A 25,866-nucleotide genomic window follows, 5' to 3' on the forward strand; every position below is an offset into this window, starting at 1 on the left:
ACAGCGGGCCGCCAACTAGCCAAGTGAAGCACCGCTTTTCAGACATTCCCAGGATTCCTGCCGTGGCCAAGTCCGAACTCGGAACCAAACGTATTTGCCCGACCACGGGCAAGAAGTTCTATGACCTCAACAAGAATCCGGTGATCTCGCCCTATACCGGCGAAGTGGTGCCGATCGCCCCCGTGGCGCCCGCGCGCATGTCCCGAGGCGCCGAAGCCCGGCACGCGGCAACGGCGGATGCTACGCCCGAGCCGGCAGAGGTCGAAGAGGTCTCGCTCGAGGAGGCCGATGCCGAGGAGAACACCGGCAAGGTCAAGGCCGTCGTGCCCGAGTCCGAGGACGATATCGAGGTCGACGAGACCCTCGACGACGACGACGATGATGATTCGACCTTCATCCCCGACGAGGAAGAGGGTGACGAGGACGTGACCGACATCATTGGTGATGTCGGGGGCGATGAAGAGACTTGAGATCAGCCCTGATCTGTGAAAAAGGGTGCACCGCGCGAGTCGCCTAGGACTCGCCGGTTGGGGTGAGCCACCAGATCACCCCGTCTAGGGTTAAGGGGCCATAGCTCAGCTGGGAGAGCGCTTGCATGGCATGCAAGAGGTCGGCGGTTCGATCCCGCCTGGCTCCACCAGCCTTCGCAGGCTACGCCTGCTTCGGCTCGGCAAGCCCTTTCGTAGCGAAGGCTGCCGCGGCGTAGCCCAAAGGGCGAAGCCGGGCTCCATCCGCAAACCTCCAGTTCGCAGCTTCGGCTCGGCAAGCCCTCTCGTAGCGAGGCGGGACTTCAGCAGAACGGAAGCGGGTATAAGAACTCCTCGACAACTGGGGAGCGTGCCGTGAAGTACGTCTACATTCTAGAAAGCCTCGATAGCCTCCACTTTTATGTCGGGATCACCGACGACCTGCGCGCCCGATTGGCAAAGCACAATGCCGGCGAGGTACCTCACACTTCGAAATTCGGGCCTTGGCGCCTCAAGACTTACGTCGCGTTCAGCAATGCGAAGCAGGCTGTCGCGTTTGAGAGATACCTGAAGTCAGCGTCCGGCCGCGCGTTTGCCAAGAAGCGCCTCTAACCCCTACTCCCCGATCACCGCATTCAGCCGATCCCGCAACGCGACGATCTCGTCCTTCATCGCGACCAGCTCCGACACCGAGCAATCCGACGCCGCCAGGATCGACTGCGGCACGCTGCGCGCCTTGTCCTTCAACGCCTGGCCCTGCGGCGTCAGCGCGATCAGCACCTGACGCTCATCCTCGCGCGAGCGGGTACGCTTGACGAGATGAGCGGCCTCGAGCCGCTTGAGCAGCGGGGTCAGCGTGCCCGAATCCAGGAACAGCTTGTCGCCGATGTCCTTGACCGGCACGTCGTCGCGCTCCCACAGCACCAGCATCACCAGATATTGCGGATAGGTCAGGCCGAGCCGGTCGAGCAACGGCTTGTAGACCCGGTTGAAGGCATGCGCGGCCGAATAGACCGCGAAGCAGATCTGGTTGTCGAGCCGCAGCGGGGCATCCGCCGCCGATGGTTTCCGGGCCATGGGGAATCTCGCGAGGTTTGCGCCATTGTGGGGCCGCGCGACCTGACATTCAATTGCGAACAATTAAATGTGAGGCAGCACAATCTATATTGCGCACAATCTAATTGCCTGCGATATAGATCGCACCCCACCCCAGGACCCAGGGAGACCACAATGTCCGTGAACGTCCTCTACAAGACCAGCGCCAAGGCGACCGGCGGCCGCGACGGCCATGCTGCAACCCTCGACGGCGCGCTCGACGTCAAGCTGACCACGCCGAAGGAGCTCGGCGGCGGTGGCGGCGCCGGCAACAATCCCGAACAGCTGTTCGCGGCCGGCTATGCCGCCTGCTTCATCGGCGCCATGAAGTTCGTGGCCTCCCAGGGCGGCCCGAAGGTTCCGGCCGACGCCTCCGTCACCTCGACCGTCGGCATCGGTCCGCGCTCCGAAGGCGGCTTCGGTCTCGACATCGACCTCGCCGTCTCGCTGCCGGGCCTTGCCCGCGCCGAGGCCGAGGCGCTGGTCGAGAAGGCGCACCAGGTGTGCCCGTACTCCAATGCCACGCGCGGCAATGTCGACGTTCGCCTGACGGTCGTCTGATCGGACGTGCGGATTGGCCGGCCCGGGATCCCCCCAAGGGCCGGCCGTTACCGCTGATTTGCCATTCTGCGGGATTGCACGCAGCGACGCATACGCCCCTTACCCGTGGGGCCATTGCTGGCGTGCACGAACCTCGCTAGGCCTGTGATCAAACGTCGACACAGGAGAAGCGAAGGCATGAGTTCTGAAGCCGCCACGGGAGCCATGAGCGGACTGCGCGTCATCGATCTCACGCGCGTGCTCGGCGGTCCCTACTGCACCCAGATCCTCGCCGACCATGGCGCCGACGTCATCAAGGTCGAGCCGCCCGCGGGCGACGAGGTGCGCGAATGGGGCCCTCCCTTCCACGAGGAGGACGCGGCCTATTTCGTCGGCATCAACCGCAACAAGCGTTCGATCGGCCTCGACCTCGCTTCCGAGGGCGGCCGCGTCGTGCTGCTCAAGATGCTGGAGACCGCCGACGTCCTGATCGAGAATTTCAAGCCGGGCACGCTGGAGAAATGGGGCATCGGCAACGAGGTGCTGCGCGAGAAATTCCCGCGTCTCGTGCATTGCCGGATCTGCGGCTTCGGCGCCGACGGCCCGCGCGGCGGCAATCCCGGCTATGACGCCATCATCCAGGCCATGACCGGCATGATCGCGGCGACCGGCTCGCCCGAGAGCGGCCCGATGCGGATCGGCGTGCCGCTGGTCGACATCGGCACCGGACTTTATGCGGCGATCGGCATCCTGATGGCGCTGTCGGAACGCCAGCGCTCGGGCAAGGGCCAGTTCCTGGAGACGACGCTGTACGAGACCGGCCTTGCCATCATGCATCCGCACACCGCGAATTATTTCATGCATGGCAAGCCGCCAAGCCTCACCGGCAACGAGCACCCGAACCTCGTGCCTTACGCGATCTTCCCGACCAAGACCGACAACATCTTCATCGGCGTCGGCAATGACGGCACCTTCCGCAAGCTCGCCAAGGAGATCGGCAAGCCCGAGCTCGGCACCGATCCGCGCTTTGCCCGCAACAAGGACCGCATCGCCAATCGCGAGGCGCTGCGCGCCGAGCTCGCCGCGGTGTTCAGCCAGCACGAGGCCGAGCCGCTGTGCAATCGCCTGCTCGCCGCGGGCCTGCCCGCAGGCCCGGTGCAGAAGATCGACCAGGCGTTGACCAACCCGCACACGATCGCGCGCGGCGATATCATCGAGAAGGACTGGTACAAGGGCGTGGCCTCGCCGATCCGGCTCGATCGCAGCAAGCCGAGCCTGCGGCGCCTGCCGCCGAAATTCAGCCAGCACGCGGCGGAGGTGCTCGGCGAGTTCGGGTATTCCAAGGCCGAGATCGACGCGATGGTCAAGAACGGCACGGTCTGCGGCCCCGAGCGCAAGCGCTAGGGCTTCAATAAGCTTCAGTGTTGCCGCATCGGCAGTGCGCTCCCTCCCTCGCTTGCGGGGGAGGGCTGGGGAGAGGGTGTCTCCGTGAAGAGACAATCCCCCAGAGGATAAAGCCCTCACCCGGCGCTGCGCGCCGACCTCTCCCGCAAGCGGGAGAGGTTTGGAGCCCGCGGCCTGACCGTCAGCCTCACACAACGATGCCGCACTGCGGCGCGGACTGCGCATATGCAGCGTGGGCGGAGGAGTGCGCGCACGGCTTGGCCTATTTTCCGGCTTCCCCCTTGCCGCGCTTGCCGCTTTCGTTTCGGCCGCTTACACAGTCATGTGAACGTCATATGGCGCTGCTAGCGCAAGCGATCATTTTTGACGGCCCAAGGGAGGTTACTTGATGGCTCTTCGACATTTTGGCGCAGCTGCTGCTGTTGCACTCGCGGTGGGTCTCGGCTCCTCGCCGGCCCTCGCCGTGACCGAAATCCAGTGGTGGCACGCGATGACCGGCGCCAACAACGACGTCATCGTCAAGCTCGCCAACGACTTCAACGGGGCGCAGAGCGACTACAAGGTGGTCCCGACCTACAAGGGCAACTACGCCGACACGATGAACGCCGGCATCGCCGCGTTCCGCGCCGGCAATGCGCCGCACATTATGCAGGTGTTCGAGGTCGGCACCGCCACCATGATGGCCGCGACCGGTGCCGTGAAGCCGGTCTACAAGCTGATGGCCGAGACCGGCGAGAAGTTCGATCCGAAGGCCTATCTGCCCGCGATCACCGGCTACTATTCGACCTCGAAGGGCGAGATGCTGTCCTTCCCCTTCAACTCGTCGTCGACCGTGATGTGGGTCAACCTCGACGCGCTAAAGAAAGCGAACGTCGAGATCCCGAAGACCTGGCCTGAAGTGTTCGACGCGGCCAAGAAGCTGAAGGCGGCCGGCCACGCCACCTGCGGCTTCTCGAACTCCTGGGTCACCTGGGTCAATCTCGAGCAGCTCTCGGCCTGGCACAACGTGCCGCTGTCGACGAAGGCCAACGGCCTCGACGGCTTCGACACCGTGCTCTCGTTCAACGGACCGCTGCAGGTCAAGCATCTCGAGAATCTGGTCGAGCTCCAGAAGGACAAGACCTACGACTATGCCGGCCGCACCAACACCGGCGAAGGCCGCTTCACGTCGGGCGAATGCCCGCTCTACCTGACCTCGTCGGCCTTCTTCGGCAACGTCAAGGCGCAGGCCAAGTTCGCCTTCACCGCGGTGCCGATGCCCTATTATCCCGACGTGAAGGGCGCGCCGCAGAACTCGATCATCGGCGGCGCCTCGCTCTGGATCATGGGCGGCAAGTCGACCGAGGAGTACAAGGGTGTCGCGAAATTCCTGACCTTCCTCTCGGACACCGATCGCCAAGTCTACATCCACAAGTCCTCGGGCTATCTGCCGATCACCAAGGCGGCCTATGAGAAGGCCAAGGCCGAAGGCTTCTACAAGGACCAGCCCTATCTCGAGACGCCGCTGCTCGAGCTGACCAACAAGGAGCCGACCGAGAATTCGCGCGGCCTGCGCCTCGGGAATATGGTGCAGCTCCGTGACGTCTGGGCGGAAGAGATCGAGCAGGCGCTGGCTGGCAAGAAGACCGCCAAGCAGGCGCTGGACGCGGCCGTCGAGCGCGGCAACACCATGCTGCGTCAGTTCGAAAAGACCGCCGTGAAGTAAGGCGACAGGCGGCAGGCCGGTCAACCGGCCTGCCGCTGCTGCGGGCATCATGCAAAAGCAAGCCATTTTCCAGTCGAAGCTATTGCCCTACGCGCTGGTTGCCCCGCAGCTCGCGATCGTGCTGATTTTCTTCTACTGGCCGGCCTTGCAGGCGGTGATCCAGTCCTTCCTGCTCCAGGACGCCTTCGGGCTCTCGACCACCTTCGTCTGGTTCGAGAACTACGTCGATCTGTTCAAGGAGCCCGCCTATTTCGAGGCGATCCTGCGGACCTTCTTCTTCTCCTTCGCGATCGCGGTGTCGTCGCTGTCGTTCGCGCTGCTGCTCGCCGTGATGGCGGACAAGCCGCTGCGCGGCTCGATGCTGTACCGGACGCTGCTGATCTGGCCCTACGCGGTGGCGCCGCCCGTCGTCGGCGTGCTCTGGATCTTCATGCTGCATCCCTCGCTGGGCGTGCTCTCGCGCTACTTGCGCGCCCTCGGCATCGACTGGAATCCGCTGCTCGACGGCGACCAGGCCGCGGCCCTGATCATCCTCGCCGCCGCCTGGAAGCAGATCTCCTACAATTTCCTGTTCTTCCTCGCCGGCCTGCAGAGCATCCCCAGAAGCGTGCTCGAGGCCGCAGCGATCGACGGCGCGCGCCCGATGCGGCGGTTCTGGACCGTGACCTTCCCGCTGCTGTCGCCGACCATCTTCTTCCTCCTGGTCGTCAACATCGTCTACGCCTTCTTCGACACGTTCGGCATCATCGACACCATGACCCGCGGCGGCCCCGGCAAGTCGACCGAGACGCTGGTCTACAAGGTCTATACCGACGGTCTGCTCGGCGGAAATCTCGGCAGCTCGGCGGCACAGTCGGTGATCCTGATGATCATGGTCATCGTGCTGACTGGCATCCAGTTCCGCTTCGTCGAACGCAAGGTGACCTACTGATGGTCGAGGAAGAGGGCTTCCGGCGCTACGTCGCCCACATCATCCTGTGGATCGGGATCGCGATCGTCGCCTTCCCGGTCTATCTCGCCTTCGTGGCCTCCACCCAGGACAACGCGGTGATCGCCAACGGCCAGATGTCGCTGCTGCCCGGCGGCCATTTCCTCGAGACCTACTACCAGACGATCTTCGTCGGCACGAGCGGCTCGACCCGCGAGCCGGTCGGCAACATGATGCTGAACTCGCTGGTGATGGCGCTGCTGATCGCGGTCGGCAAGATCGCGATCTCGATCATCTCGGCCTATGCGATCGTCTATTTCCGCTTTCCGTTCCGAATGCCGATCTTCTGGCTCATCTTCATCACGCTGATGCTGCCGGTCGAGGTGCGCATCTATCCGACCTACAAGATCGTCGCCGATCTGCACATGCTCGACAGCTATGCCGGCCTGTCGCTGCCGCTGATCGCCTCGGCGACCGCGACGCTGCTGTTCCGCCAGTTCTTCATGACGGTGCCGGACGAGCTCCTGGAAGCCTCGCGCATCGACGGCGCAGGTCCCTTCCGCTTCTTCTGGGATACGCTGCTGCCGCTGTCGCGCACCAACATGGCCGCGCTGTTCGTGATCCTGTTCATCCTCGGCTGGAATCAATATCTCTGGCCGCTGCTGATCACCACGCGCGACGACATGCAGACCATCCAGATCGGCATCCGCAAGATGATCACCACCACCGACGCGCTGACCGAATGGCCGATCGTGATGGCGACCGCCGTGCTGGCCATGCTGCCGCCGGTGTTCGTCGTCGTCGTCATGCAGAAGCTGTTCGTGCGCGGACTGGTCGAGACGGAAAAGTAAGAAGTGAGTTTCCATGGCTAACGTCACCCTGCGCAATGTCCGCAAGACCTATCCCGGCGGATTCGAGGCCATCAAGGGCGTCGACGTCGATGTCGGCGACGGACAGTTCTGCGTGCTGGTCGGCCCCTCCGGCTGCGGCAAGTCCACCTTGCTGCGCATGGTCGCGGGGCTCGAGACCGTCACCGGCGGCGAGATCGACATCGGCGGCCGGATCGTCAACCAGATCGAGCCCGCCGACCGCGACATCGCGATGGTGTTCCAGAACTACGCGCTCTATCCGCATATGAGCGTCTACAACAACATGGCCTACGGCCTGCGCAACCGCGGCATGGCGGAGGCGGAGATCAGGACCCGCGTCGACGAAGCCGCGCGCATCCTCGAGCTCACGTCGATGCTGGAGCGCAAGCCGCGCCAACTCTCCGGCGGCCAGCGCCAGCGTGTCGCCATGGGCCGCGCCATCGTGCGCCAGCCCAAGGTGTTCCTGTTCGACGAGCCGCTCTCCAACCTCGACGCCAAGCTGCGCATCGCGATGCGGGTCGAGATCCGCAAATTGCAGCGCCGGCTGAACACGACGTCGATCTATGTCACCCACGACCAGCTGGAGGCGATGACGCTCGCCGACATTCTCGTGGTGATGAATGGCGGCCAGGTCGAGCAGGTCGGCAATCCCCTGGCGATCTACGAGAAGCCGGCGACGACTTTCGTCGCGTCCTTCATCGGCGCGCCGCCGATGAACCTGATGTCGACGCGGCCGGAGGAGATCCGGTCGCAGCTCGCCGGCAGCGCCGCGGCCGACGCCGGCATTCTCGGCATCCGCCCGGAAGACTTCGTCATCACCGACCAGACCCCGGACGGCGGCGTCGCCCTGCCGCTCACCGTGGAAGCGATCGAGCGCGTCGGCGCCGAAACCTTCGTCTACGGCTCCCGCGAGCAGGAAGACCAGCGCGTCGCGGCCACGCCCGGCGAGCTGCCGCCCGGCGAGATCATCGTCCGCATTCCCGGGACCGAAGCGCCCGCGATTGGCGCGAGGATCCGCGTCGCGGCGGTGCGGGCGAAGCTGCACCTGTTCAGCGGCGATGGGCGGACGCGGATCGAGACCTGACCGGTTCCGCAAGGCCGATCGATCAAAACTGCGAAAACAACCCCATGCACAGTAGAAGGGAGCTTGTTTTCATTGGGGAAATTCAGCGGCATTTTCGTCACCCCCAGGCCTGATCACTGAAAGCATCCGCGCGATGTCCGGGCTCGGCGACGGACGGCCCTGGCCCATCCACAGCCCTCGGCTACGTCCTTGAACCCACAAGGGAACGTGCCCATATTGCTGATCAAGGGGTGCCGCTTCCGGGCCCCGACACACCAAAGTCGCTTCTGCGAGGACTTTGTAAACTATGTCTCGTGTTCCAACGCTCTCCAGTCCCTTCCTGCTGGGCTTCGACGAGATCGAGCGCGTGCTCGACCGCGTCGTCAAAGGCGCCGACGGCTACCCTCCCTACAATATCGAGAGGTGCGGCGGCTCGGATGGCCAGCCCGAGCGTTTGCGCATCACGCTGGCGGTCGCCGGATTTACGCGCGACCAACTCGATGTAACCATTGAGGAAAACCAGCTCGTGATCCGCGGGCGGCAGCAGGACGACAAGACCCGGCAATACATCCATCGCGGCATCGCCGCGCGCCACTTCCAGCGCACCTTCGTGCTGGCGGAGGGGATGCTGGTGCTGGGTGCGGACCTGAAGAACGGGCTGTTGTCGATCGATCTGGCCCGGCCAGAACCGGAGAGGATCGTTAAGACAATCGCTATCAATGAGCACGAATAATGGAACGAGTAGCGGACTCGACCGCTTAGTGTTCCAGAGGAGTCGAGACCATGAGTGAAGGTCACGTTGCGTTCGAATACGAAGCCAAGAACGTCTCTCCGGAGACGCTGGCAACTCTGGGCGAAGGGCATATCGCCTATGTGAAGCAGATCCGCTCGGAGGACGTTCCGGGCCTGTTTCCCGAGGCGCCGAAAATCGCGCCGGGCCTCAAGCTTTTCGCGCTCCACGCCGCCGACGGCACGCCGATCATGCTGACCGACAGCCGCGAAGCCGCGGTCGCCAACGCCTGGAGCAACGAGCTGCAAGCGGTGAGCGTGCACTGAGCGCTCCAAGAGTCGCAGGAATAGAGTTTCAAGCGGGCACGCCTTCACGCGAGGCGTGCCCGTTTTGCTTTGACCCATCAAGGCCATTTTCCCTTGAATGGCTGCCCGCGAAAGACTCTATCGACAACCGTTGTCACCATATTTTCCGAGGGCCTGTCTTAAAGGGGGCCAGCTGTCCGAACTCCACAAAGTTCAATATCACAGAACAGCAAGCTTGATGGACCAGGATCGACGACGTCTCCGATAACGCCACTACCGAAATAGACTTGCGGCTGCCGCCCGACGGCTTTCTTGCGGCCACGGTAGTAAACGAAGGGGATGCCCGGCTGTATGATTCTTCGATACTTTCTCGGAAACTGATAAGAGACGCCCGTCTTGTCGGCGCACTTTGATCTTCGATTCCGTGGCTTCATTTTGCGAAAGAACGAGCGGCATCTATCTGTCTCGCGCGAGTGCGGCTTGTAGTAAGAAATCTTTCAATCGATCGCTCAAGTCGAGCTGGCTTCTTGAGTTCGCACTCCCAAACGGTATGTACGCGCCAACCCAACCGACGCAGTGCGCTTTTGTTGCGGAGGTCTCGAGCTACGTTATGCTCGAACTTGAGCGTCCAAAAATCGATGCGGCTCTTGGGAGTTGAAGCTTTCTTGCAATTGTGATGGCGATGCCAAAAACAGCCGTGCACAAAAATGACTGCTCTCAACGAAGGAAAGACGATATCAGGCGTGCCCGGCAAGTCCCGGCGATGGAGGCGGAACCGAAAGCCGAGCCGATGTGCAATCCTTCTTACAGTTATCTCGGGCGATGTATCGCGTGACCGAACCCGCCTCATCAGAGCGGACCTTCGTTCAATCGATAATCGGTCTACCATCCAGTTATTCTGCCGCTTGACTCATTATCGGAACATCAAGTTTGGCGCGAATACGAGACAGCAATGCGGCGGCCAATATGGGGCTAACGCTGTTCCCGATCATTCGAAAGCTGTGCCACACCGTGGGATGGAATCGAAATCCGTCCGGGAAGCCTTGAAGACGGGCCGCCTCCCGAACGGTGATCACCCTATGTTGCGATGGATGGATTGGCCGAACGGCTTGGTAGGACCCGCGGTCGGCCCCAGTGCCCGCTCGCAATGTAGGGCACTGCCCCTTCCAAGAAAGCCGGACATGCTTTCCGACTTCGTCTTTGCCGCCCTGCTTTACAGACGCGAACCTTTTGGAAATCTCTGGACGGTGCGGTGTTTTCTTGTGACCGGTTACAATTTGCGTCCGACCCCGCAAGCTCTGTGCGTATCGGGAGCGCTCACTGTCAGCACTCGACCGCCAAAGATCATAGCCGCCAGAATCGGTACCAATCTCAGTAAGGTCGGCGAGGTCGGATATCGCGTCTCTCACCGTGGCCGGTTGCGATGTGCCAACGAACATTGTCGCATCCATCGGCGCCATGCGATCGGAGTCGAATCCGTAAACAAAAAGCCGTGGACGTATTGTTGCCGCTCCAAAATCCGCGGGGCTTAGGAGCATCGGCCCAATGACCTTGTAAGTGCTCGGCAGCAATGCGATGCCGCAATCAAGAACATGCCTGTTATGTGCAAACCCCAGACCCCTAACATTCTCCATGAGGAAGAACTTTGGGCGTAAATCTCGAACAAGTCTGAAGAAGTCCGTTAGTAGATCGCGTCGAGGATCGGCAGCATCCTGGCGTCCAATTGCACTAAAGCCCTGGCAGGGCGGTCCGCCAATGATCCCATCAATTGATCGGGGTATTGCCCGCCTGATCGTTGACGCGCTGGTGCTCGCAATGTCTGCAATTTGCAGCGGAGCAGACGAGAAGTTCCGCGTAAACGAATGAGTAAGGTTTCGATCTATGTCGATAGAGAGTGCGGTCTCGAATCCGGCTCGGTGCGCTCCAAGCGTGAAGCCGCCGCAGCCACAGAAAAGGTCGAGCAGGATTGGGCGATCAGCAGCGGCTTTCGGCATCAGACTAAGGTGTAACAGGTTTTGGTTAAAAAGTTCGATGCCGGGATTGGCTTTAACCTCTGGCTCGCGCAAGTTGTAGGCGACGATTTTAACGCAAAATACTAGCGGGCTCGGTTAATTGCAACCGACCTAGGGCTCGCGAGCGGGGGATAAAAATGGCGAAGAAGGCGGTTCTGACCGGGACTAATCCTTCTCTGACGATGCGAATCAATAAGCGCTTCTTCGTGGAGATGCTTACCAGAGACATCGAACTCGAAGATGCAATCCTGGACTTACTCGACAATTGCCTCGACGGAATCATTCGCAGTTCGAAAAAATCGACAACGTCAGCCAAGGCTTTTCGGGGGTATTGGAGCAAGATCACCCTGTCCGCAGATCGATTTACGATCGAGGACAACTGCGGCGGCATTCCCCAAAAGCTAATCGAACGGGCGTTTGGCATTGGACGAAACGTTGATCCGAACGAGCATTACAAGACCATAGGCATCTACGGCATCGGTATGAAGAGGGCGATCTTCAAGATGGCGCTCGAAGCGTCCGTTGAATCGCACGGCGATTTTGGTTTCGAAGTCAGCATAAACGAGAAATGGCTTCGTAGCGAGGACCTGTGGCGGCTGGACTATAAGCGAAAGCGCCTTCCCTTTGAGCATGGTACGCGGATTACCGTTACGAAGCTGCGCCCGGAAATCGGGAAGATGTTTGATACGAAGTCGTTCGTGACGAGGCTAAACTCGTTCATCTCACAGCACTATGCCATTATACTCAACAAAGGCTTCCGAGTTGAGCTTAACGGTGTCGATGTGGAGCCTGCGCCGGTTGCCATTCTGTCTGCTTCTGCAGAAGAAATTGCGGCGGGTAACGCTGCGATGGCGCCTTACATGCTCAAGTTTGAAACACCCACCGTGAAAGCGTCGCTATGGGTAGGCATGTATCGGACTCCTTCTGATTCTGAAGGTGACGAGGAAAGCGAAACGGAGCAGAGACAAACGCGAGACAACTCGGGCTGGACGATTATCTGCAACGACAGGGCTATCGTTTCAAATGACACAACGATTCTGACTGGATGGGGTGAGGCAGGCGTTCCTCGATTTCATCCCCAGTTCATCGGAATCCGGGGCATTCTTACGCTGGACTCGGATAAACCTCTCGATCTTCCGCTCACGACCACTAAGCGCGGCCTCGATGCATCGTCGACTCTCTATCTGAATTTAAAGGAGTACATGCGGGAGGGGACTAAGCGCTTCACGAACTTCACCAACCATTGGAAAGCTGATCGCATTAAAGCAAAGAAGCTGTTCCAAGATGCGGAGCTCATGGAATTGCCCGCACTCAAGGCACTCCAGAGTAAAGTCACATTCGACGCGTTGCGTAAGCTTCACGGAGCGGAACGCTTTACGCCCAATCTTCCGGCCCCAGAGCCAAGCCAGATGAAGCGAATAAGCTTTCTCAAAGATCAGTCAGATATCGCGCGCATTGGCAAAGCGCTCTTGGATGATCCTACGGCGAAGCCATCGGACGTAGGTGTCGCGTGCTTTGATGATGTAATGAAGCGGATTTCAAAGAAATGATTGACGCAACCGAGCTCACCCCGGCAGGAGCAGCGGGAGCATTCGGCGTAAATTACGCTCTGCGCCCGCACAAGTTCGTTGATCGACGGATTTTCGTGGAAGTGCTGTCTCGCTACGCCGCGTACAGATCCATTCAGGATTTTGTCTACGTGGGACTCGGCAGCTTCGCCATGGAAGATCACAAACTGATGAATGCGTCGTTTGGCATGGTGAAGTTAATCTCGCTTGAGATAGATGCGGACGTGTTGAATCGACAGAAGTTCAACTTACCGCTCTCCTGCATCGTACCTACGGCCTACTCGACGGAGGATTTCGTGTCGCAGAAGGCCGCAATCCTCAAGGCGGCCGGAGTAAGCGCAGATCACAACTCGGCGGTTTGGTTCGACATGACCGATGCCACGACATTGCGGGCTTGTCTGGATACGTTTGAAGGACTGCTTAGGGTGAGTGAGCCGGATGATGTTGTCCGGATAACTGTGGATGTAGACGAGAAGACATTAGCGAGAGTATCCAAAGAGGTCTCATTCGAGGAGACAACAGAGCTCCGATTTGAAGCGTTGCGGGAGATGTTGGGTGATCAACTCAAGCCTGGCGCGAAGGCCAAAGACCTCGGCGATAAGTTAGGTGTCGCTCGCTTGGTCGTCTATGCGTTCAATATGGCGGCAGAATCTGCGTTCAGCGCGGGCGGCCAGTTCGTATTCGAGCCGCTATCCATCACGACTTATGCCGATGGCCACCGGATGCTCAGCGTCACGGGTGTGGTCATACAACAAGAGAAGGTCAAGAAGTGTCGCGAGCAGATGGGACTGGACTCAGTTCCAGGAGCCGTCCGCAACTGGGATGAATTGGTCGACGTTGAGATTCCTCAGCTTACCATTTGGGAGAAGCTGACTCTCGACAGGGAAATTCATACGAAGAGTTCGGTAGACTTGGCTGCCATGATGAATTTCAAACTTCACGAAAGCATCCCGACGACGGCCCTAATTGATGGCTTCCGCAGCTTTCAAAGATTCTACCCAACATTCCGACACGTAATACTATGAAGCGCAGCGGCTTTCCTATCTGCTTTCAAGGCTTAGGAAGCGACGGAGACCGTAAGTCCTTAGCCTCAGAACCAATCGCGATTCGAGCCCGTCACAAAATTCCTGCGCGTCAATACCTCGACTGTTTGATTTGTAGCGAAATGAGTCGGTCAAGGTCCGCCTTAATTGTGCAGACAGTCTGTTGGCGTTTGTAGATATGATCGACTCGAATTCTTTGGAGTTTCGGGAGATGCCGGTCTCCAGATGTTCAAGATCGAGTCCCTTCAGGGTGAAGCGCATAAACAGCATGCATTGGTCGTTGTCGCGCGAAATGTGGAACTTGACATTCCAATCTTTGAGCGTCGCTAGTGATCGATTGAAGGTGATTTCTTCCACCTTCAAGAGGTGCCCTCCCAGACGCAAGCGTTCGCTTTGAGGTGTTAGATCCATACCAAATCGTGTAAGCCGCGTCTTATTCAGTGCGGGCCATCCGAGCTTTCCTGTCTCCGGTGCCACCAACAGGTATCGTTGCCGCTTCGTAAGCACCTCCGCCGCTCCATCAATTATCCACTGCGTGAGGTCTACGTTAGGCGAGGCAAGCAGTGTGTAATGGGAGTTCCAGGAGGACCACATGTCGCTGCCTAGATGCTGAAGGGTCAGAAACGCTCTGCCGCTCGCAGGCGCTGAACGAACAGCTGATCGCAGCGTCGAATATACGTTGGCTGTCTTTTCAAGGAGTGCCCGCCGCTCGCGCCGCTCCTTCTCTTCTTTCTCCCAACGAAGTCTCCGCGCTCTAAGCGCCTCTGCGGTGCGAACGGACGAGTCGACGTCACGGATGGCAGCCTGAAGTTCCTCGAACTTCGCTCGGAGCGGTTCAATCTGCTTTTCCATGTCATCGATCATCGAAAGGGTAATAGGATGCGAGGATTGCAACCATCGATCCAACTCCTTCCGCACCTCTGCCGCTCTGGCAGGTTCAACGATCAGTACGGAAGCTTCTCGGTTCTGAAGGCCGCCCTCAGTCAGATTTTGGCTTCCGATCGAGCAGAAGACTTCAGAAGAGACCACTTTGGCATGCAAATTATCGGAATGGCTCAGTTGAAAGCCAGCCAGGACGATTCGGCGAAGCGTGGCCAAGGAGGATGCGCCGGAGGCAAAGTTCTCTGCCCGGAACGTCGTGAGAATTTTCACGGTTGAGGGCGCGACGCCCGTTAAAAGGTCCTCCGCGATGGTCGAAGTCAGGTACGGCGATGCCACAATCAAATTATGTTCAGGCGAACACCGCAATTGCTCTCCTACCGCTTCCAGCATTGATCGGAGGAGGGGGCGGACTTCTGGGGACGGATCGATTTCCATGGCGAGCTTCTTAAAAGGAGTGCGCTGAAGTCACGTTTACCCAAGGTGGCGTCTCCGGCGGCAGCCTTCATCGAGGCTCCGATGGCAGAGGGAACGCGTCACGAGGCTGGTAAACAATGATGAAGAATAGTAGAAAAACGACAGTAAAATCAATGACCTTTGCCGGCGCTACAGCAATCCTTTCCTGAGCACCGGTTTATCCAAGTCCTGCCTTAGTCTAGTCCGTCGTCACATCCTCCACGCCGAGTTCAGGTCGCATAACCTTCCCGCCTCAACGCACCGCCGGCATCAGCGCCCGCAAAATGTCCGGCTTCCAGGCTTGGCGCTCGCTGTCGAAGGCCGCGAAATCGTGGTCGAACTGCCAGTAGGCCCATGCCCAGCCGAGCCGCTCCGCGCTGCGCGCCACGAACGACAGATATCTCGTCCGTGCTTCGGCTGGCGCGGCTTCGTACACGCCGAACTCGCCGACATAGATCGGGCGCTTCTCCCTTTCGGACCAGGACCGGATCTTCTCGAAATCGGCGCGAGCCTTGCTCTCGTCCTCCGCAGTGCCCCAATCAAGCGGACCGATTCGCGAGAACGTCGGCGACCACGGCGCGCCCTGATGCGTGAAGCGTATCGGCGCGTAATAGTGAAACGTGACGATGAGGTTTCGGTCGTCCGACGGCAGGACCAGATCGTCGACAGGCATTTCATCGACGTTGAGAACCGCGGCAATGACCGTCCGCCTTGGGTTGGTGGCGCGGATGATGCCGAGACACTCGTTCAGAAGGGCGTTCCAGCTTGCGGACGTCATCTGCCCGCCCGGCTCGTTGAGGACCTCGAAGACGAGCTTCGGATATTTTCCGGCGTAGCGCGCGGCGATCTGCGTCCAGAACGCTTTCAGCTTCTCGGTGCACTCGGAGACGTCGCGCTGGCAGACATGGGTATCGTGCTCGTCCAGAATGGGGATGAGCTTTCGGGCGAGCACCTCCTCGATGACGGCATCAAGCCGCCTCAAGACGGTTTCTTCCAGCAGATTTCCCTCGCCCATGAACTTGAAGCCGAAGAAATTGATGCGGACGTGCGAGAACCCGGCCTTCCTGATCGCAGTGAGGTTATCCAGCCGGAATGGCGCGTTCCGGCCTCCCTCCCAGATGCCGTCGTAGCCAAGGATGTTGATGCCGCGCCCCAATGCCACGGGAGCGGGCGCGGTGCCCTGCCCGGCCGCGTCGGCCCGGGAGCAGATTGCGAGGACGGATATTGCCGAGGCGATAGCGAAGGTCACCCACCGGCGGGCGGCGTAGACGGTGCGCATCCTTGTTTTCCCCATCATTGCCGCAGCTGTTGCTGAGGCACCGGCCTGCACACCGCGAAGAAGAAGGCGACGAGAAGCACCGAGGTGAACATCGTCGAGCGAAGGAACATCGTCTCCGTGAAGTTGGTCTGAAAGCTCAGGACGACGAAGCCGATGATGAGAGCGCAGTGGCCGCGATCGATCGACCGGGTCGCGATCAAATACAGGACCTTGTCCGAGAACAGGAAAACGCTCGCGACGAACAGCACGTATCCCAGAAATCCCGTTTCGATCATCACCGCGATGTAGCCGCTATGATAATTGTCGAGCACCCAGCCATGGTTCTGGTTGAAATAGTCGTAGATCGAAGGACGCGTCCAGAATCCGTTGATGCCGAAGCCCAGGAGCGGCGCGTCGTTGAAATGGCTGATCGCATACTGCCAGATGAAGGTCCGCTCCGTCAGATTGATCGTGGTTTCGCCGAGATGGATGGAATCGTAACCGGTCACATAGAAATACAGGATCAGCAGCGCGGCCAGGATGCACATGATGAATGGCAGCACCGCATAGACTTTCATGCAGCGGATCGACCACATCGAGGTGAACAGCAGCGCGCCCGCGGCGACGGCAACGGCACCGGCGCCGCGCGACTCCGAAGCGACGACGCAGGTCGATGCCAGAAGGAACATCGAGAGGAAGGCAATCCATCCCTGCCCCGTCATCTTCCGATAGCAGGCAAAGAACATCAGATAGGCGCTGATGAAGCCGAGCGTCTGCTTCGATTCGTATATTCCTTGCCACTGGCCATTGTGCATCCAGCTCTGGTCCACGCCGATCTCGGGCACGAAGACGGCGCAGAATGCCGAGGCGGCAACCAGGATGAAGAGTCCCAGCGCCGTCGATCCGACGATCTCGTCGATGTCGATGCGCGTGATGAGGCAGTACGCACCGAAGGTCGTCACCACGAGTGCGGCGCTCTTCATGATCGCCGCGGCGGCGAGGCCGGCCCAGAGAACGGAAATGGCGGCGAAAGCGTAGAAGGCGACCAGCGCGATCAGATCGGGATTGGGCTCCACCCGCACGCGCGGGCGTACGAAGGCACTGGCGTAGATCAGGATGCCCCACATCAGGAGCGCAACGGCCTGTTGCACATAGCTCCACTCCGCACGAAGCAGCGCGGGATTGAAGACGCCCATCGACGCGACGACGTTGACGGTGATCGAGACACGGATCACCCCTCTGGCAAGCTTCTCCACGCCGACGCCGGGCGCTTTCGAGATCGCGCCGTCGCCTGCCGTGGAATCCGCCGCGGGGTGTAGGCTGGTCATGAGCCGACCTTCCCGAGGCACGGTTAATAATTGCTTACCGCGCGGCGCGACCGCCTCCGCGGCCGGCGTTTCCTCGGGCGTTCGGTTTCAGCCGGGGCGGCGAACCGTGTCCCGGAGTGGGCCCTAAGCCGCGGTCGCCGGCGGCAGCGCCAGCACCGAATAGATCGCCTGGGCATCGCGCGAGGCGCGGAGCTTCTTGGCGATGTCCTGGTCGCGCAGGAGGCGCGCGATGCGGGCGAGCGCCTTGAGGTGATCGGCGCCGGCGCCTTCGGGTGCGAGCAGCAGGAAGACGAGATCGACAGGCTGGCCATCCATCGCCTCGAAATCGATCGGGCGATCGAGCCGCGCGAACAGGCCGAAGATCTTTTCCAGCTTGGGCAGCTTGCCGTGGGGAATGGCGACGCCATAGCCCACCGCGGTGGTGCCGAGCTTCTCCCGCTGCAACAGCACCTCGAAGATCGAGCGTTCGTTCTGCCCGGTCAGCTCGGCGGCCCTGGCCGCGAGCTCCTGCAGCGCCTGCTTCTTGCCATTGACTTTCAATGCCGGGAGAATCGCCTCGGGTGCGACCAGATCGGTAATCGGCATGGAAGCTTTCCGAGGTGAATTAAACCGTCAGGTTCCGATGTGGCCGTCTTGGAAGCCAAGCCTGGCCGGTGTCAATAACACGAAGCAGGAAGAGGACTTAGCCCAAGTCCCCGCAAGATCCTGATGTGGGGCGCTTCTACTCCAACGCAATCCCGGTGCCAACTCCCGCGTGCGGCTTTGCCGCGGTCATTGTTAAGGGCGGAATCGTAAGGCTTCCCGCCCGGGCCTAACCGTCCGCCTTGCCGTCGACCTTGGCTCCCGGCGGGTCGATCCAGCCCACATTGCCGTCCGCCCGGCGGTAAATGATGTTCACCCGGCCCGACGAACCATGCTGGAATACCAGGCAAGGCGCACCGGTGAGGTCGAGTTCCATGACCGCCTCGCTGACCGAAAGCTGCTTCAGCGACGTGGTTTGCTCCGCGATGATCACGGGGCTGTACCCGGTGACGTCCTCCTCGCCCTCGCTGGGGGCCTCGAGCACATAGCTCGTCGCGTCCAGCGCAGCCATTGCTTCGGAGGCGACATGGGCCTTGCGCGCGGAGCGGTCCTTGAGCCGGTTCTTGTAGCGACGCAGCCGCTTCTCGATCATCACGAGCGCCTGGTCGGCGCTGGCATAGGCATCCGGCGCGTTCGAATCGGCCTCCAGCGTGATTCCCGAATCGAGATGCAACGCGCAATCGGTGCGGAAGCCGAAGCCGTCCTTGCTCAGCGTGATGTGACCGGAATAGTTGCCGTCGAAATATTTGCGCAGCATCTCGTCGGTGCGATCGGCAACGCGGCCGCGCAAGGCCTCGCCGACGCTGATGCTCTTTCCCGAGATTCGAAGAGTCATGTGATGCCTCGCCTGGATTGACCGCCTAGCCTGGACCGCTCGCGCAGGGGGAAATGAGAGTAGCGCGATTTCGCGCCAGCGCAATCAGGCCGGCTCGGTGTTGCGGGAGCGATCGGACATGGCGGTGGCAAGGACGTTACCAAGAGCGCTCTGCTTGTCGCGGCGGCGTTGCACCGAGGAGGGAATGCGCATGGCTTCGCGGTATTTCGCGACCGTGCGGCGGGCAATATCAATGCCCGAGGCGCGCAAGCGTTCCACGATGGTGTCGTCCGACAGGATCGCCGTGGGCTCTTCCGCGTCGATCAGCTGCTTGATGTGGTGACGCACGGCTTCCGCCGAATGCGCCTCGCCGCCATCGGCCGAAGCGATCGAGGCCGTGAAGAAATATTTCAGCTCGAACGTGCCGCGGTTGGTCGCCATGTACTTGTTGGCGGTGACGCGCGACACCGTGGATTCGTGCATCTGGATGGCGTCGGCGACGGCCTTCAGATTGAGCGGCCGCAAGTGCGCGACGCCATGGGTGAAGAAGCCGTCCTGCTGGCGCACGATCTCGGTTGCAACTTTCAGGATGGTGCGGGCTCGCTGGTCGAGCGCGCGCACGAGCCAGGTCGCGTTCTGGAGCGCGTCGGTGAAATAGGACTTGTCGCCGTCCTTGCCGACCTTCTTCGACAGCTCGGAATAATAGGTCTGGTTGACCAGCACACGCGGCAAGGTGTCGCTGTTGAGCTCGACATGCCAGCCGCCGTCGGGCCCCGGACGGACATAGACGTCGGGCACCATGGTCTGCAGGCGCGCCGAGCCGAACTTCATGCCGGGCTTGGGATTGAGGCGGCGAATCTCGCCGATCATGTCGGCGATGTCCTCGTCGTCGACGCCGCAGACTTTACGCAAGGAGGCGATGTCGCGCTTGGCGAGAAGATCGAGATGCTCGACCAGGGCCTGCATCGCCGGGTCGTAGCGATCGAGCTCGCGGAGCTGGATCGCCAGGCATTCGCTGAGAGAGCGTGCGCAGACGCCGGGCGGATCGAATTTTTGCAGAACGGCGAGGACGTTCTCGACCTCCTGCTGCGACGTGCCAAGACGCTCGGCGGCCTGGCCGAGATCGGGCGGCAGATAGCCGGCCTCGTCGACGAGGTCGATCAGGTACTGGCCGATCATGCGCTGCGCCGGCGCGGTGAAGGCGACCGAGAGCTGCTCGGCGAGATGGCCCGACAACGTTGTCTCGGCCGCGACAAAAGCTTCGAGATTGTAGTCTTCGTCACCAGAGGCGCCGCCGCCCCATTCGGTGTAGGTGGTCGGCGCGGCGTCCTGGGCGTTGCGCGCCGCAGCTTCGGCCGGCTCCTCGGAAAAGACGTTGTCGAGGCCGGTGTCCAGGGTCTGCTCGATCTCGGCGCGGGTGCCGAGATCCTTGCTCATCCACTCTTCCTGGCCCGGCTCGAAACCGTCGGCGCTGCCGCTGAAGCCGTCCTCGCCCTGACCGTCGCCCTGGCCGCCCTCGGAATCGCCATAACTCCCGGCCTCGGCCGGAGCTTCTCCTGCGGGGGCCTCGTCACTGGCCCGTTCCAGGAGAGGATTACGCTCGAGCTCCTCTTCCACGAAGGTCGTGAGATCGAGATTGGACAATTGCAGCAGCTTGATCGCCTGCATCAGCTGCGGCGTCATGACCAGCGACTGCGATTGCCGGAACTCTAGTCTCTGCGTGAGGGCCATGAAGCAAGAACCGTTCCCAGAAAATTGGTCCGATTTTTGCTTATCCTAGTCCGAGCCCGATGTACACGTCTTGACGAAACGCAAAAACGGGCTAGAGGCGGAATTCCTCGCCAAGGTAAAGACGGCGAACGTCCGGATCGGCAACGATCTCATCCGGAGTTCCCTCGGTCAAGATTTCCCCGGCATAGACGATATAGGCACGATCGGTCAGGCCGAGCGTCTCGCGGACATTGTGGTCGGTGATGAGCACGCCGATGCCGCGGTTGGTGAGGTGGCGGACGAGGTCCTGGATGTCGCCGACTGCGATCGGGTCGATGCCGGCGAAGGGCTCGTCGAGCAGCATGTAGTTCGGCCGCGTCGCCAGCGCGCGCGCGATCTCGACGCGGCGGCGCTCGCCGCCGGACAGCGCGATCGACGGCGATTTTCTCAGGCGCGTGATGTTGAACTCGTCGAGCAGCGAATCCAGCTGCTGCTCGCGCTTCTTGCGCGAGGGCTCGACCACTTCGAGCACCGCGCGGATGTTCTGCTCGACGGTGAGGCCGCGGAAGATCGAGGCTTCCTGCGGCAGATAGCCGATGCCGAGCCGCGCCCGCTGATACATCGGCAGCTTGGTGACGTCGTGGCCGTCGAGCTCGATCGCGCCGTCGTCGGCCTTGATCAGGCCGGTGATCATGTAGAACACGGTGGTCTTGCCGGCGCCGTTCGGGCCGAGCAGGCCGACCGCTTCGCCGCGGCGCACATAGATGCTGACGCCGCGCACCACCTGGCGGCTGCCAAAGGACTTCTTCACGCCATGCACAGCCAGGAAGCCCGGCCGCTTCAGAAGCTGCGGTCCGCCGGTGCCGTTGGACCTGCTGGCCGCCCTGACGGGGTGAACCGCCTGCGGACGCGACGGCTCGGCCGGGTAGTCTCCCTGGAACTGGTCGGGTGCGCGCATCGGCTGGTCGCGGGCGGTCGGCGGCGCGTCCCTGACAGGACTGGCCACGAGGCCCCCGACGCTGTCGCCGAGCGAGGTGATGTCCTGACGCGCAAATCCTGGCCGGCCGCGCTTGGCGGGGCGCCGACGGAACATGCTGAAGAGATCGACCATCCCCGCCTTCTAGCCTTGCGCGGTTTTCCTGCGCGTTTTCCTGCGCGCTCTCTTGCGAAGTTCGCGCGTTCGGCCGCGCCGGCCTTGCGATTCGCCGGTGCAGCATGAGTGAAGGGATGTCTCATGCCCAGTGAAACACGCCCGAAAAGCGGCGGACCCCGCTTCGAAAGCCCTGCGCGCTAGATACAGTCTCGCCGGGCAAGCTTCAACCTCGGATCGGGGATGTCCGACACAAGTGATTGAATTTACTTTTGTTTACTTGCGCCCGGCAATTGCATGGGCGGCGCCGCGGCGGGCTTGGCCCCCGGGCCGCAATCATTGCTGCCGCCCTGCGGCAGCAGCGCCTGCACGCGGCCGTTGTCGGATTCCACGCGCGATACGCCGGTCGTCATGTCGACCATCAGGCGATCGCCGCGCAGCACGTTCCTGCACTGCGTCAGGACCACTTGGCCGCCCGAGCCGCCGAGCATGGTGATGAGGTTGGTCCTGGTGTCGAACACGGCGGTATCGCCTGTCACCACCTGGTCCTTCTGGGTCACCACGACATTGCCGCGCGCCTCGAGCCGCTTGATCGAGGAACTGCCGCCCGGCCCCGGCGTCGCCGACTGCATCGGCGCCGATTTCGTGCCCTTCGCCGCGGGCTGCGGCGCGGCGGGCTTGTCGCCCGAATCATAAAACACCACCAGCGATTTCGAGGTCATGGTGGTGTCGCCCTGCACGACCTTCACGTTGCCGGCGAAGGTCGCCTCCTTCTTCTTGTCGCGCATCTCGAGCGAGGCGGCTTCGATCTGGATCGGCTGGTCGCGGTTCTGCGAAAAACCCTGCATCGCGTTGGGCACGCCTTGCATCGTGCTCTGTGCGACGGCCGCACCCGTGACGAGCAGCGCGAGGCCGGCGGCAAGCGCGGCCTTGCTGACAACAGCGTCACGCGTAAAGCAGTTCATCATGGAAATCACTTTGAATTGGCAGATTTGTTCTGTGGCGTACGTGTCTTGGCCGGCGGTGCAGGCTCGGTGGGCGCCGGCTGTGCGGCAGCGGGCTCGTCCAGCTTGTCGAGGTGCATCACCACGTTGCCCTCGAAGCGGATGAGTTCGCCGCCTTCCGTGATCCGCAAGCGATCGGCGGTCAGCGTGCCGTTGGTCAGCTTGACGTCGACGCGTTCATCGGAAGTGACCATGCCCTTGTTCATGTCGACGAAGGCCGAGTTCAGCCGCGCCTCGTAGCCGGTCGAAGTGCGCAGGAAGATGTCCTTGTGCAGCTCGAGCTGCTGCTGCTTGTTGTCGAAGCGGCCGTTGCGCGCATCGAGGAATAGGGTCGACTGATCCTCCATCAGCACCTTGGCGCGGAGGTCGGAGAGATCGACATGGTCGGGGTCGGTGATGTCCTGCGTCGCGGCCTTGGCCCAGAGCTCGTAGGGCCGCTGGTCCGGCGTGAAACCGGCGAGGTGCGGAGATTCCATCGTGATCTTGGTACCCGAGACCACCAGGTTTCCGGAATCGAGCGGCAGCTTCGGAATCAGCATGCGGAAGGGATTGAACACCGACACGCCGACGATGGCCGCCATGGACAACAGCACCGCGCCCGGCACCGCGACACGCAGAATCCGCACCAGGCGGCTGTGGCGCGCCGCGCTGGCGAACTTCGCCGCAAGCGCGGCGTCGTAGGTGGGATTCTGGGCCGAATTCACCTGGGCTCCTGAAGTCCTGGGCTCCTGACGTATCGCTCGTCCGGTTGGCGGGCACCCCCATTGTATCCGGCACCGCCCAAATATGCAGCCGGCGACAGGCCGTTACGAAAGTGTCCGAAACGGGGCGGCAATCTCAGGCTAACCGCCGCACGGGACCTCAGGAATGCGCGAAAATGTCCTCTTCCGCCCAGCCCTGGAGGTCGAGCAAGGCGCGGGTCGGCAGGAAGTCGAAACAGGCCTGCGCCAGCTGGCTGCGGCCTTCCCGGACCAGCATGGCATCGAGCCGCTCGCGCAAGCCGTGCAGATGCAGCACGTCGGAGGCGGCGTAGGCGAGCTGGGGCTCGGTCAGGCTGTCGGAACCCCAGTCGCTGGATTGCTGCTGCTTGGAGAGGTCGATGTTGAGCACCTCGCGCACGAGGTCCTTGAGGCCGTGGCGGTCGGTGTAGGTGCGGGTCAGGCGGGAGGCGATCTTGGTGCAGTAGATCGGCCCGGTCATGACGCCAAAGGTCTGGTACAGCACCGCGACGTCGAACCGCGCGAAGTGGAAGATTTTCGTGACGGCGGGATTGGCCAGCAGCGCCTTCAGGTTGGGCGCATCCGTGTGCCCCTTGGGGATCTGCACCACGTCAGCGCTGCCGTCGCCGGGCGAGAGCTGGACCACGCAGAGCCGGTCGCGGTGCGGGTTCAGCCCCATGGTCTCGGTGTCGATCGCCACGGCTCCGGTGTAGCGGGCCAGGTCGGGCAGGTCGCCGCGGTGCAGGCGTACGGTCATGGCGTGTCAAAACCTCGGGTCGAATCGGTGCGTCGATATCATAGGCCAATCGGATGGGTCGCGATGTAGCCACTGGCGGCAGGTCACGCAAGCGGCGGCGAGCGCGATGACGGTGCCCGCGCCTCCGAGCCACTGCTCTTTTCGAGAAACAGATTTTCAGCGCCCCATGGACATCGTGCCGGTCCGCCCTATTGTTGCGGGCTTCCCCCTCCCGCCCTGAATCAGGTGTCATGACCGAACAGACGTCAGCCGCGCCCGCCGACGACCGACAGCAACGGCAACGCGGCTTCTCGCGCTATCAGGCGCTCCTCATCGCGCTGCTCGCGTTCACGCAGTTCACGATCATCCTCGACTTCATCATCATGTCGCCGCTCGGCGCCATCCTGATGCCCTCGCTCGGCATCACGGCCGGGCAGTTCGGCGTCGCGGTGTCGGCCTATGCATTCAGCGCGGGACTCTCAGGCATCCTCGCTGCCGGCTTCGCCGATCGGTTCGACCGCAAGCGCCTCCTGCTGTTCTTCTATGTCGGCTTCACGCTCGGCACTGCGCTCTGTGCGGCCGCGCCAAACTACCATGTGCTGCTGCTCGGCCGGATCGTGACCGGATTGTTCGGCGGCGTGATCGGCGCGGTGGTGCTCGCCATCGTCACCGACCTGTTTCCGCTGCAGCTGCGCGGCCGCGTCATGGGCTTCCTCCAGACGGCGTTCGCCGCGAGCCAGGTGCTCGGCATTCCCGCCGGACTGTTTCTCGCCAATCACTGGAACTGGCATGTCTGCTTCGCGGCGATCGTCGTGGTGTCGATCGCGGCGATCGCGATCATAGCCCTCGTGATGGAGCCGGTCGATGCGCATCTGAAAGTGAGGCAGGACAAGAACGCGTTCCGTCATCTGATCGCGACGCTCGGAGAGCCGCGCTACACGCTCGCCTTCGCCGTCACGACGCTGCTGGCGACCGGCGGCTACATGCTGATGCCGTTCTCCAGTGCCTTCACCGTGCACAATCTCGGCATCGACATCGCGCATCTGCCGACGATCTATCTCGTCTCCGGCCTGTTCAGCATCGTCACGGGACCGCTGGTCGGCAGGGCGAGCGACACGTTCGGCAAATATCCGACCTTCGTGTTCGGCTGCGCGATGACCGTGGTCATGGTGCTGATCTACACCCATCTCGGCCATGTCTCGCTCGCGACCGCGATCATCGTCAACGTCCTGATGTTCGTCGGCATCTTCTCGCGGATGATCCCCTCGCAGGCGCTGATGTCGGCGATCCCCGATGCGGGCCAGCGCGGCTCGTTCAGCGCGGTCAGCGCCTCGCTCCAGCAGCTCTCCGGCGGGCTCGGCTCGGTGCTCGCCGGCGCGATTATCGCGCAAGCGCCCGACGGCACGCTGATCCATTTCGACCGGATCGGCTACGTCGTCGTCGCGACGACGATCATCACGCTGGTGATGATGTATTTCGTGCAGAAGTCGGTCGCGGAGCGGGCGGGGAAGCGGGTGGTGTGATGATGGGGGCGCAGAGGCCGATGGTCCGCCTCGATGGG

At 61.7% G+C, this 25,866-nt stretch carries 26 protein-coding genes and 1 tRNA gene; 14 read left to right on the forward strand and 13 right to left on the reverse strand.

Going from position 1 to position 25,866, the window contains the following annotated elements:
* Positions 1-62 precede the first annotated feature (62 nt).
* The 3 genes from AX729_RS12745 (at position 63) to AX729_RS12755 (ending at position 1,079) form a co-directional block, all read left to right on the forward strand.
* Positions 63-470 (forward strand): TIGR02300 family protein, encoded by a 408-nt coding sequence (locus AX729_RS12745; RefSeq protein ID WP_061023495.1) that lies wholly within the window; start codon positions 63-65, stop codon positions 468-470.
* Positions 471-564: 94 nt separating this feature from the next.
* Positions 565-640, forward strand: a tRNA-Ala gene (locus tag AX729_RS12750).
* Between the two features lie 202 nt (positions 641-842).
* Complete coding sequence (locus tag AX729_RS12755; RefSeq protein WP_061023497.1) at positions 843-1,079, forward strand: GIY-YIG nuclease family protein; 237 nt, start codon at positions 843-845, stop codon at positions 1,077-1,079.
* A gap of 3 nt (positions 1,080-1,082) precedes the next feature.
* Here the strand turns inward: AX729_RS12755 and AX729_RS12760 are convergent, their stop codons facing one another.
* Positions 1,083-1,544: a MarR family winged helix-turn-helix transcriptional regulator gene (locus tag AX729_RS12760; RefSeq protein ID WP_061023499.1), complete on the reverse strand. Its 462-nt coding sequence runs from the start codon at positions 1,542-1,544 to the stop codon at positions 1,083-1,085.
* Positions 1,545-1,697: 153 nt separating this feature from the next.
* On the opposite strand from AX729_RS12760, the gene AX729_RS12765 reads away from it, so the two are divergent.
* The 8 genes from AX729_RS12765 to AX729_RS12800 all read left to right on the forward strand — a co-directional run bounded on the left by AX729_RS12765 (position 1,698) and on the right by AX729_RS12800 (position 9,127).
* On the forward strand, positions 1,698-2,123 hold the full coding sequence (locus AX729_RS12765; protein ID WP_061023501.1) for an organic hydroperoxide resistance protein: 426 nt from the start codon (positions 1,698-1,700) through the stop codon (positions 2,121-2,123).
* 177 nt (positions 2,124-2,300) lie between these two features.
* The gene (locus AX729_RS12770; RefSeq protein WP_061023503.1) at positions 2,301-3,506 is read left to right on the forward strand and encodes a CaiB/BaiF CoA transferase family protein; all 1,206 of its coding nucleotides are present in this window, start codon (positions 2,301-2,303) and stop codon (positions 3,504-3,506) included.
* A 388-nt stretch (positions 3,507-3,894) separates the two neighbouring features.
* Positions 3,895-5,211, forward strand: a complete 1,317-nt coding sequence (gene ugpB, locus AX729_RS12775; protein WP_061023505.1) for a sn-glycerol-3-phosphate ABC transporter substrate-binding protein UgpB — start codon at positions 3,895-3,897, stop codon at positions 5,209-5,211.
* A 49-nt stretch (positions 5,212-5,260) separates the two neighbouring features.
* Positions 5,261-6,142: a sn-glycerol-3-phosphate ABC transporter permease UgpA gene (gene ugpA, locus AX729_RS12780; RefSeq protein WP_061023507.1), complete on the forward strand. Its 882-nt coding sequence runs from the start codon at positions 5,261-5,263 to the stop codon at positions 6,140-6,142.
* Positions 6,142-6,990, forward strand: coding sequence for a sn-glycerol-3-phosphate ABC transporter permease UgpE (gene ugpE / locus AX729_RS12785; RefSeq protein WP_061023508.1), 849 nt, complete (start codon positions 6,142-6,144; stop codon positions 6,988-6,990). Before ugpA ends, ugpE begins: the two co-directional genes overlap by 1 nt.
* 13 nt (positions 6,991-7,003) lie before the next feature.
* Positions 7,004-8,092, forward strand: coding sequence for a sn-glycerol-3-phosphate import ATP-binding protein UgpC (locus tag AX729_RS12790; RefSeq protein ID WP_061023510.1), 1,089 nt, complete (start codon positions 7,004-7,006; stop codon positions 8,090-8,092).
* Positions 8,093-8,378: 286 nt separating this feature from the next.
* A complete protein-coding gene (locus AX729_RS12795; RefSeq protein ID WP_035704151.1) occupies positions 8,379-8,804 on the forward strand; it encodes an Hsp20 family protein in 426 nt (141 codons plus the stop codon).
* Positions 8,805-8,854: 50 nt separating this feature from the next.
* Positions 8,855-9,127: a BQ00720 family protein gene (locus tag AX729_RS12800; RefSeq protein ID WP_011083553.1), complete on the forward strand. Its 273-nt coding sequence runs from the start codon at positions 8,855-8,857 to the stop codon at positions 9,125-9,127.
* Positions 9,128-9,536: 409 nt separating this feature from the next.
* Here AX729_RS12800 and AX729_RS38580 read toward each other — a convergent pair whose 3' ends face one another.
* Complete coding sequence (locus AX729_RS38580; protein WP_082770420.1) at positions 9,537-9,995, reverse strand: very short patch repair endonuclease; 459 nt, start codon at positions 9,993-9,995, stop codon at positions 9,537-9,539.
* Between the two features lie 4 nt (positions 9,996-9,999).
* Positions 10,000-11,100 carry a DNA cytosine methyltransferase gene (locus AX729_RS38585; protein WP_082770425.1) on the reverse strand — a complete coding sequence of 367 codons (1,101 nt, stop codon included), beginning with the start codon at positions 11,098-11,100 and terminating at the stop codon, positions 10,000-10,002.
* Between the two features lie 155 nt (positions 11,101-11,255).
* Here AX729_RS38585 and AX729_RS12805 point away from each other — a divergent pair, with 155 nt between their 5' ends.
* Positions 11,256-12,668, forward strand: coding sequence for an ATP-binding protein (locus AX729_RS12805; protein WP_061023511.1), 1,413 nt, complete (start codon positions 11,256-11,258; stop codon positions 12,666-12,668).
* Positions 12,665-13,711, forward strand: a complete 1,047-nt coding sequence (locus tag AX729_RS12810; RefSeq protein ID WP_061023513.1) for an O-methyltransferase — start codon at positions 12,665-12,667, stop codon at positions 13,709-13,711. Before AX729_RS12805 ends, AX729_RS12810 begins: the two co-directional genes overlap by 4 nt.
* 15 nt (positions 13,712-13,726) lie before the next feature.
* On the opposite strand, the gene AX729_RS12815 is transcribed toward AX729_RS12810, so the two are convergent.
* The 10 genes from AX729_RS12815 to AX729_RS12860 form a co-directional block, all read right to left on the reverse strand.
* Positions 13,727-15,046: a phospholipase D-like domain-containing protein gene (locus tag AX729_RS12815; protein WP_156456913.1), complete on the reverse strand. Its 1,320-nt coding sequence runs from the start codon at positions 15,044-15,046 to the stop codon at positions 13,727-13,729.
* 271 nt (positions 15,047-15,317) lie between these two features.
* A complete protein-coding gene (locus tag AX729_RS12820; RefSeq protein WP_061023517.1) occupies positions 15,318-16,343 on the reverse strand; it encodes a glycoside hydrolase family 5 protein in 1,026 nt (341 codons plus the stop codon).
* A gap of 14 nt (positions 16,344-16,357) precedes the next feature.
* Positions 16,358-17,650, reverse strand: coding sequence for an O-antigen ligase family protein (locus AX729_RS12825; protein WP_061023518.1), 1,293 nt, complete (start codon positions 17,648-17,650; stop codon positions 16,358-16,360).
* A gap of 123 nt (positions 17,651-17,773) precedes the next feature.
* On the reverse strand, positions 17,774-18,235 hold the full coding sequence (gene ptsN, locus AX729_RS12830) for a PTS IIA-like nitrogen regulatory protein PtsN (protein ID WP_061023520.1): 462 nt from the start codon (positions 18,233-18,235) through the stop codon (positions 17,774-17,776).
* 226 nt (positions 18,236-18,461) lie between these two features.
* The gene (gene hpf / locus AX729_RS12835) at positions 18,462-19,067 is read right to left on the reverse strand and encodes a ribosome hibernation-promoting factor, HPF/YfiA family (RefSeq protein WP_061023521.1); all 606 of its coding nucleotides are present in this window, start codon (positions 19,065-19,067) and stop codon (positions 18,462-18,464) included.
* Between the two features lie 84 nt (positions 19,068-19,151).
* Positions 19,152-20,777 (reverse strand): RNA polymerase factor sigma-54, encoded by a 1,626-nt coding sequence (rpoN, locus tag AX729_RS12840; RefSeq protein ID WP_061023523.1) that lies wholly within the window; start codon positions 20,775-20,777, stop codon positions 19,152-19,154.
* Positions 20,778-20,868: 91 nt separating this feature from the next.
* Positions 20,869-21,867 (reverse strand): LPS export ABC transporter ATP-binding protein, encoded by a 999-nt coding sequence (gene lptB, locus AX729_RS12845; RefSeq protein WP_061023525.1) that lies wholly within the window; start codon positions 21,865-21,867, stop codon positions 20,869-20,871.
* A 245-nt stretch (positions 21,868-22,112) separates the two neighbouring features.
* A complete protein-coding gene (locus tag AX729_RS12850; RefSeq protein ID WP_061023527.1) occupies positions 22,113-22,814 on the reverse strand; it encodes an LptA/OstA family protein in 702 nt (233 codons plus the stop codon).
* Positions 22,815-22,819: 5 nt separating this feature from the next.
* Complete coding sequence (gene lptC, locus AX729_RS12855) at positions 22,820-23,554, reverse strand: LPS export ABC transporter periplasmic protein LptC (protein WP_061023529.1); 735 nt, start codon at positions 23,552-23,554, stop codon at positions 22,820-22,822.
* A gap of 157 nt (positions 23,555-23,711) precedes the next feature.
* Positions 23,712-24,326, reverse strand: coding sequence for a ribonuclease D (locus tag AX729_RS12860; RefSeq protein WP_061023531.1), 615 nt, complete (start codon positions 24,324-24,326; stop codon positions 23,712-23,714).
* 230 nt (positions 24,327-24,556) lie between these two features.
* Here AX729_RS12860 and AX729_RS12865 point away from each other — a divergent pair, with 230 nt between their 5' ends.
* Positions 24,557-25,828, forward strand: coding sequence for an MFS transporter (locus AX729_RS12865; protein ID WP_061023533.1), 1,272 nt, complete (start codon positions 24,557-24,559; stop codon positions 25,826-25,828).
* Positions 25,829-25,866 lie beyond the last annotated feature (38 nt).

It is taken from the genome of Bradyrhizobium sp. CCH5-F6 (assembly GCF_001556045.1).
Taxonomy (GTDB): Bacteria; Pseudomonadota; Alphaproteobacteria; order Rhizobiales; family Xanthobacteraceae; genus Bradyrhizobium.

Coding starts and splice junctions, on each gene's coding strand:
- rpoN (WP_061023523.1), bottom strand. CDS start 20,777: ATGGCCCTCACGCAGAGACTAGAGTTCCGGCAATCGCAGTCGCTGGTC.
- AX729_RS12810 (WP_061023513.1), top strand. CDS start 12,665: ATGATTGACGCAACCGAGCTCACCCCGGCAGGAGCAGCGGGAGCATTC.
- AX729_RS12795 (WP_035704151.1), top strand. CDS start 8,379: ATGTCTCGTGTTCCAACGCTCTCCAGTCCCTTCCTGCTGGGCTTCGAC.
- AX729_RS12825 (WP_061023518.1), bottom strand. CDS start 17,650: ATGACCAGCCTACACCCCGCGGCGGATTCCACGGCAGGCGACGGCGCG.
- lptB (WP_061023525.1), bottom strand. CDS start 21,867: ATGGTCGATCTCTTCAGCATGTTCCGTCGGCGCCCCGCCAAGCGCGGC.
- ugpB (WP_061023505.1), top strand. CDS start 3,895: ATGGCTCTTCGACATTTTGGCGCAGCTGCTGCTGTTGCACTCGCGGTG.
- AX729_RS12865 (WP_061023533.1), top strand. CDS start 24,557: ATGACCGAACAGACGTCAGCCGCGCCCGCCGACGACCGACAGCAACGG.
- AX729_RS12860 (WP_061023531.1), bottom strand. CDS start 24,326: ATGACCGTACGCCTGCACCGCGGCGACCTGCCCGACCTGGCCCGCTAC.
- AX729_RS38580 (WP_082770420.1), bottom strand. CDS start 9,995: ATGGTAGACCGATTATCGATTGAACGAAGGTCCGCTCTGATGAGGCGG.
- ugpA (WP_061023507.1), top strand. CDS start 5,261: ATGCAAAAGCAAGCCATTTTCCAGTCGAAGCTATTGCCCTACGCGCTG.
- ptsN (WP_061023520.1), bottom strand. CDS start 18,235: ATGCCGATTACCGATCTGGTCGCACCCGAGGCGATTCTCCCGGCATTG.
- AX729_RS12770 (WP_061023503.1), top strand. CDS start 2,301: ATGAGTTCTGAAGCCGCCACGGGAGCCATGAGCGGACTGCGCGTCATC.
- AX729_RS12790 (WP_061023510.1), top strand. CDS start 7,004: ATGGCTAACGTCACCCTGCGCAATGTCCGCAAGACCTATCCCGGCGGA.
- AX729_RS12765 (WP_061023501.1), top strand. CDS start 1,698: ATGTCCGTGAACGTCCTCTACAAGACCAGCGCCAAGGCGACCGGCGGC.
- ugpE (WP_061023508.1), top strand. CDS start 6,142: ATGGTCGAGGAAGAGGGCTTCCGGCGCTACGTCGCCCACATCATCCTG.
- AX729_RS12800 (WP_011083553.1), top strand. CDS start 8,855: ATGAGTGAAGGTCACGTTGCGTTCGAATACGAAGCCAAGAACGTCTCT.
- AX729_RS12850 (WP_061023527.1), bottom strand. CDS start 22,814: ATGATGAACTGCTTTACGCGTGACGCTGTTGTCAGCAAGGCCGCGCTT.
- hpf (WP_061023521.1), bottom strand. CDS start 19,067: ATGACTCTTCGAATCTCGGGAAAGAGCATCAGCGTCGGCGAGGCCTTG.
- AX729_RS12760 (WP_061023499.1), bottom strand. CDS start 1,544: ATGGCCCGGAAACCATCGGCGGCGGATGCCCCGCTGCGGCTCGACAAC.
- AX729_RS12820 (WP_061023517.1), bottom strand. CDS start 16,343: ATGCGCACCGTCTACGCCGCCCGCCGGTGGGTGACCTTCGCTATCGCC.
- AX729_RS12805 (WP_061023511.1), top strand. CDS start 11,256: ATGGCGAAGAAGGCGGTTCTGACCGGGACTAATCCTTCTCTGACGATG.
- AX729_RS38585 (WP_082770425.1), bottom strand. CDS start 11,100: ATGCCGAAAGCCGCTGCTGATCGCCCAATCCTGCTCGACCTTTTCTGT.
- AX729_RS12815 (WP_156456913.1), bottom strand. CDS start 15,046: ATGGAAATCGATCCGTCCCCAGAAGTCCGCCCCCTCCTCCGATCAATG.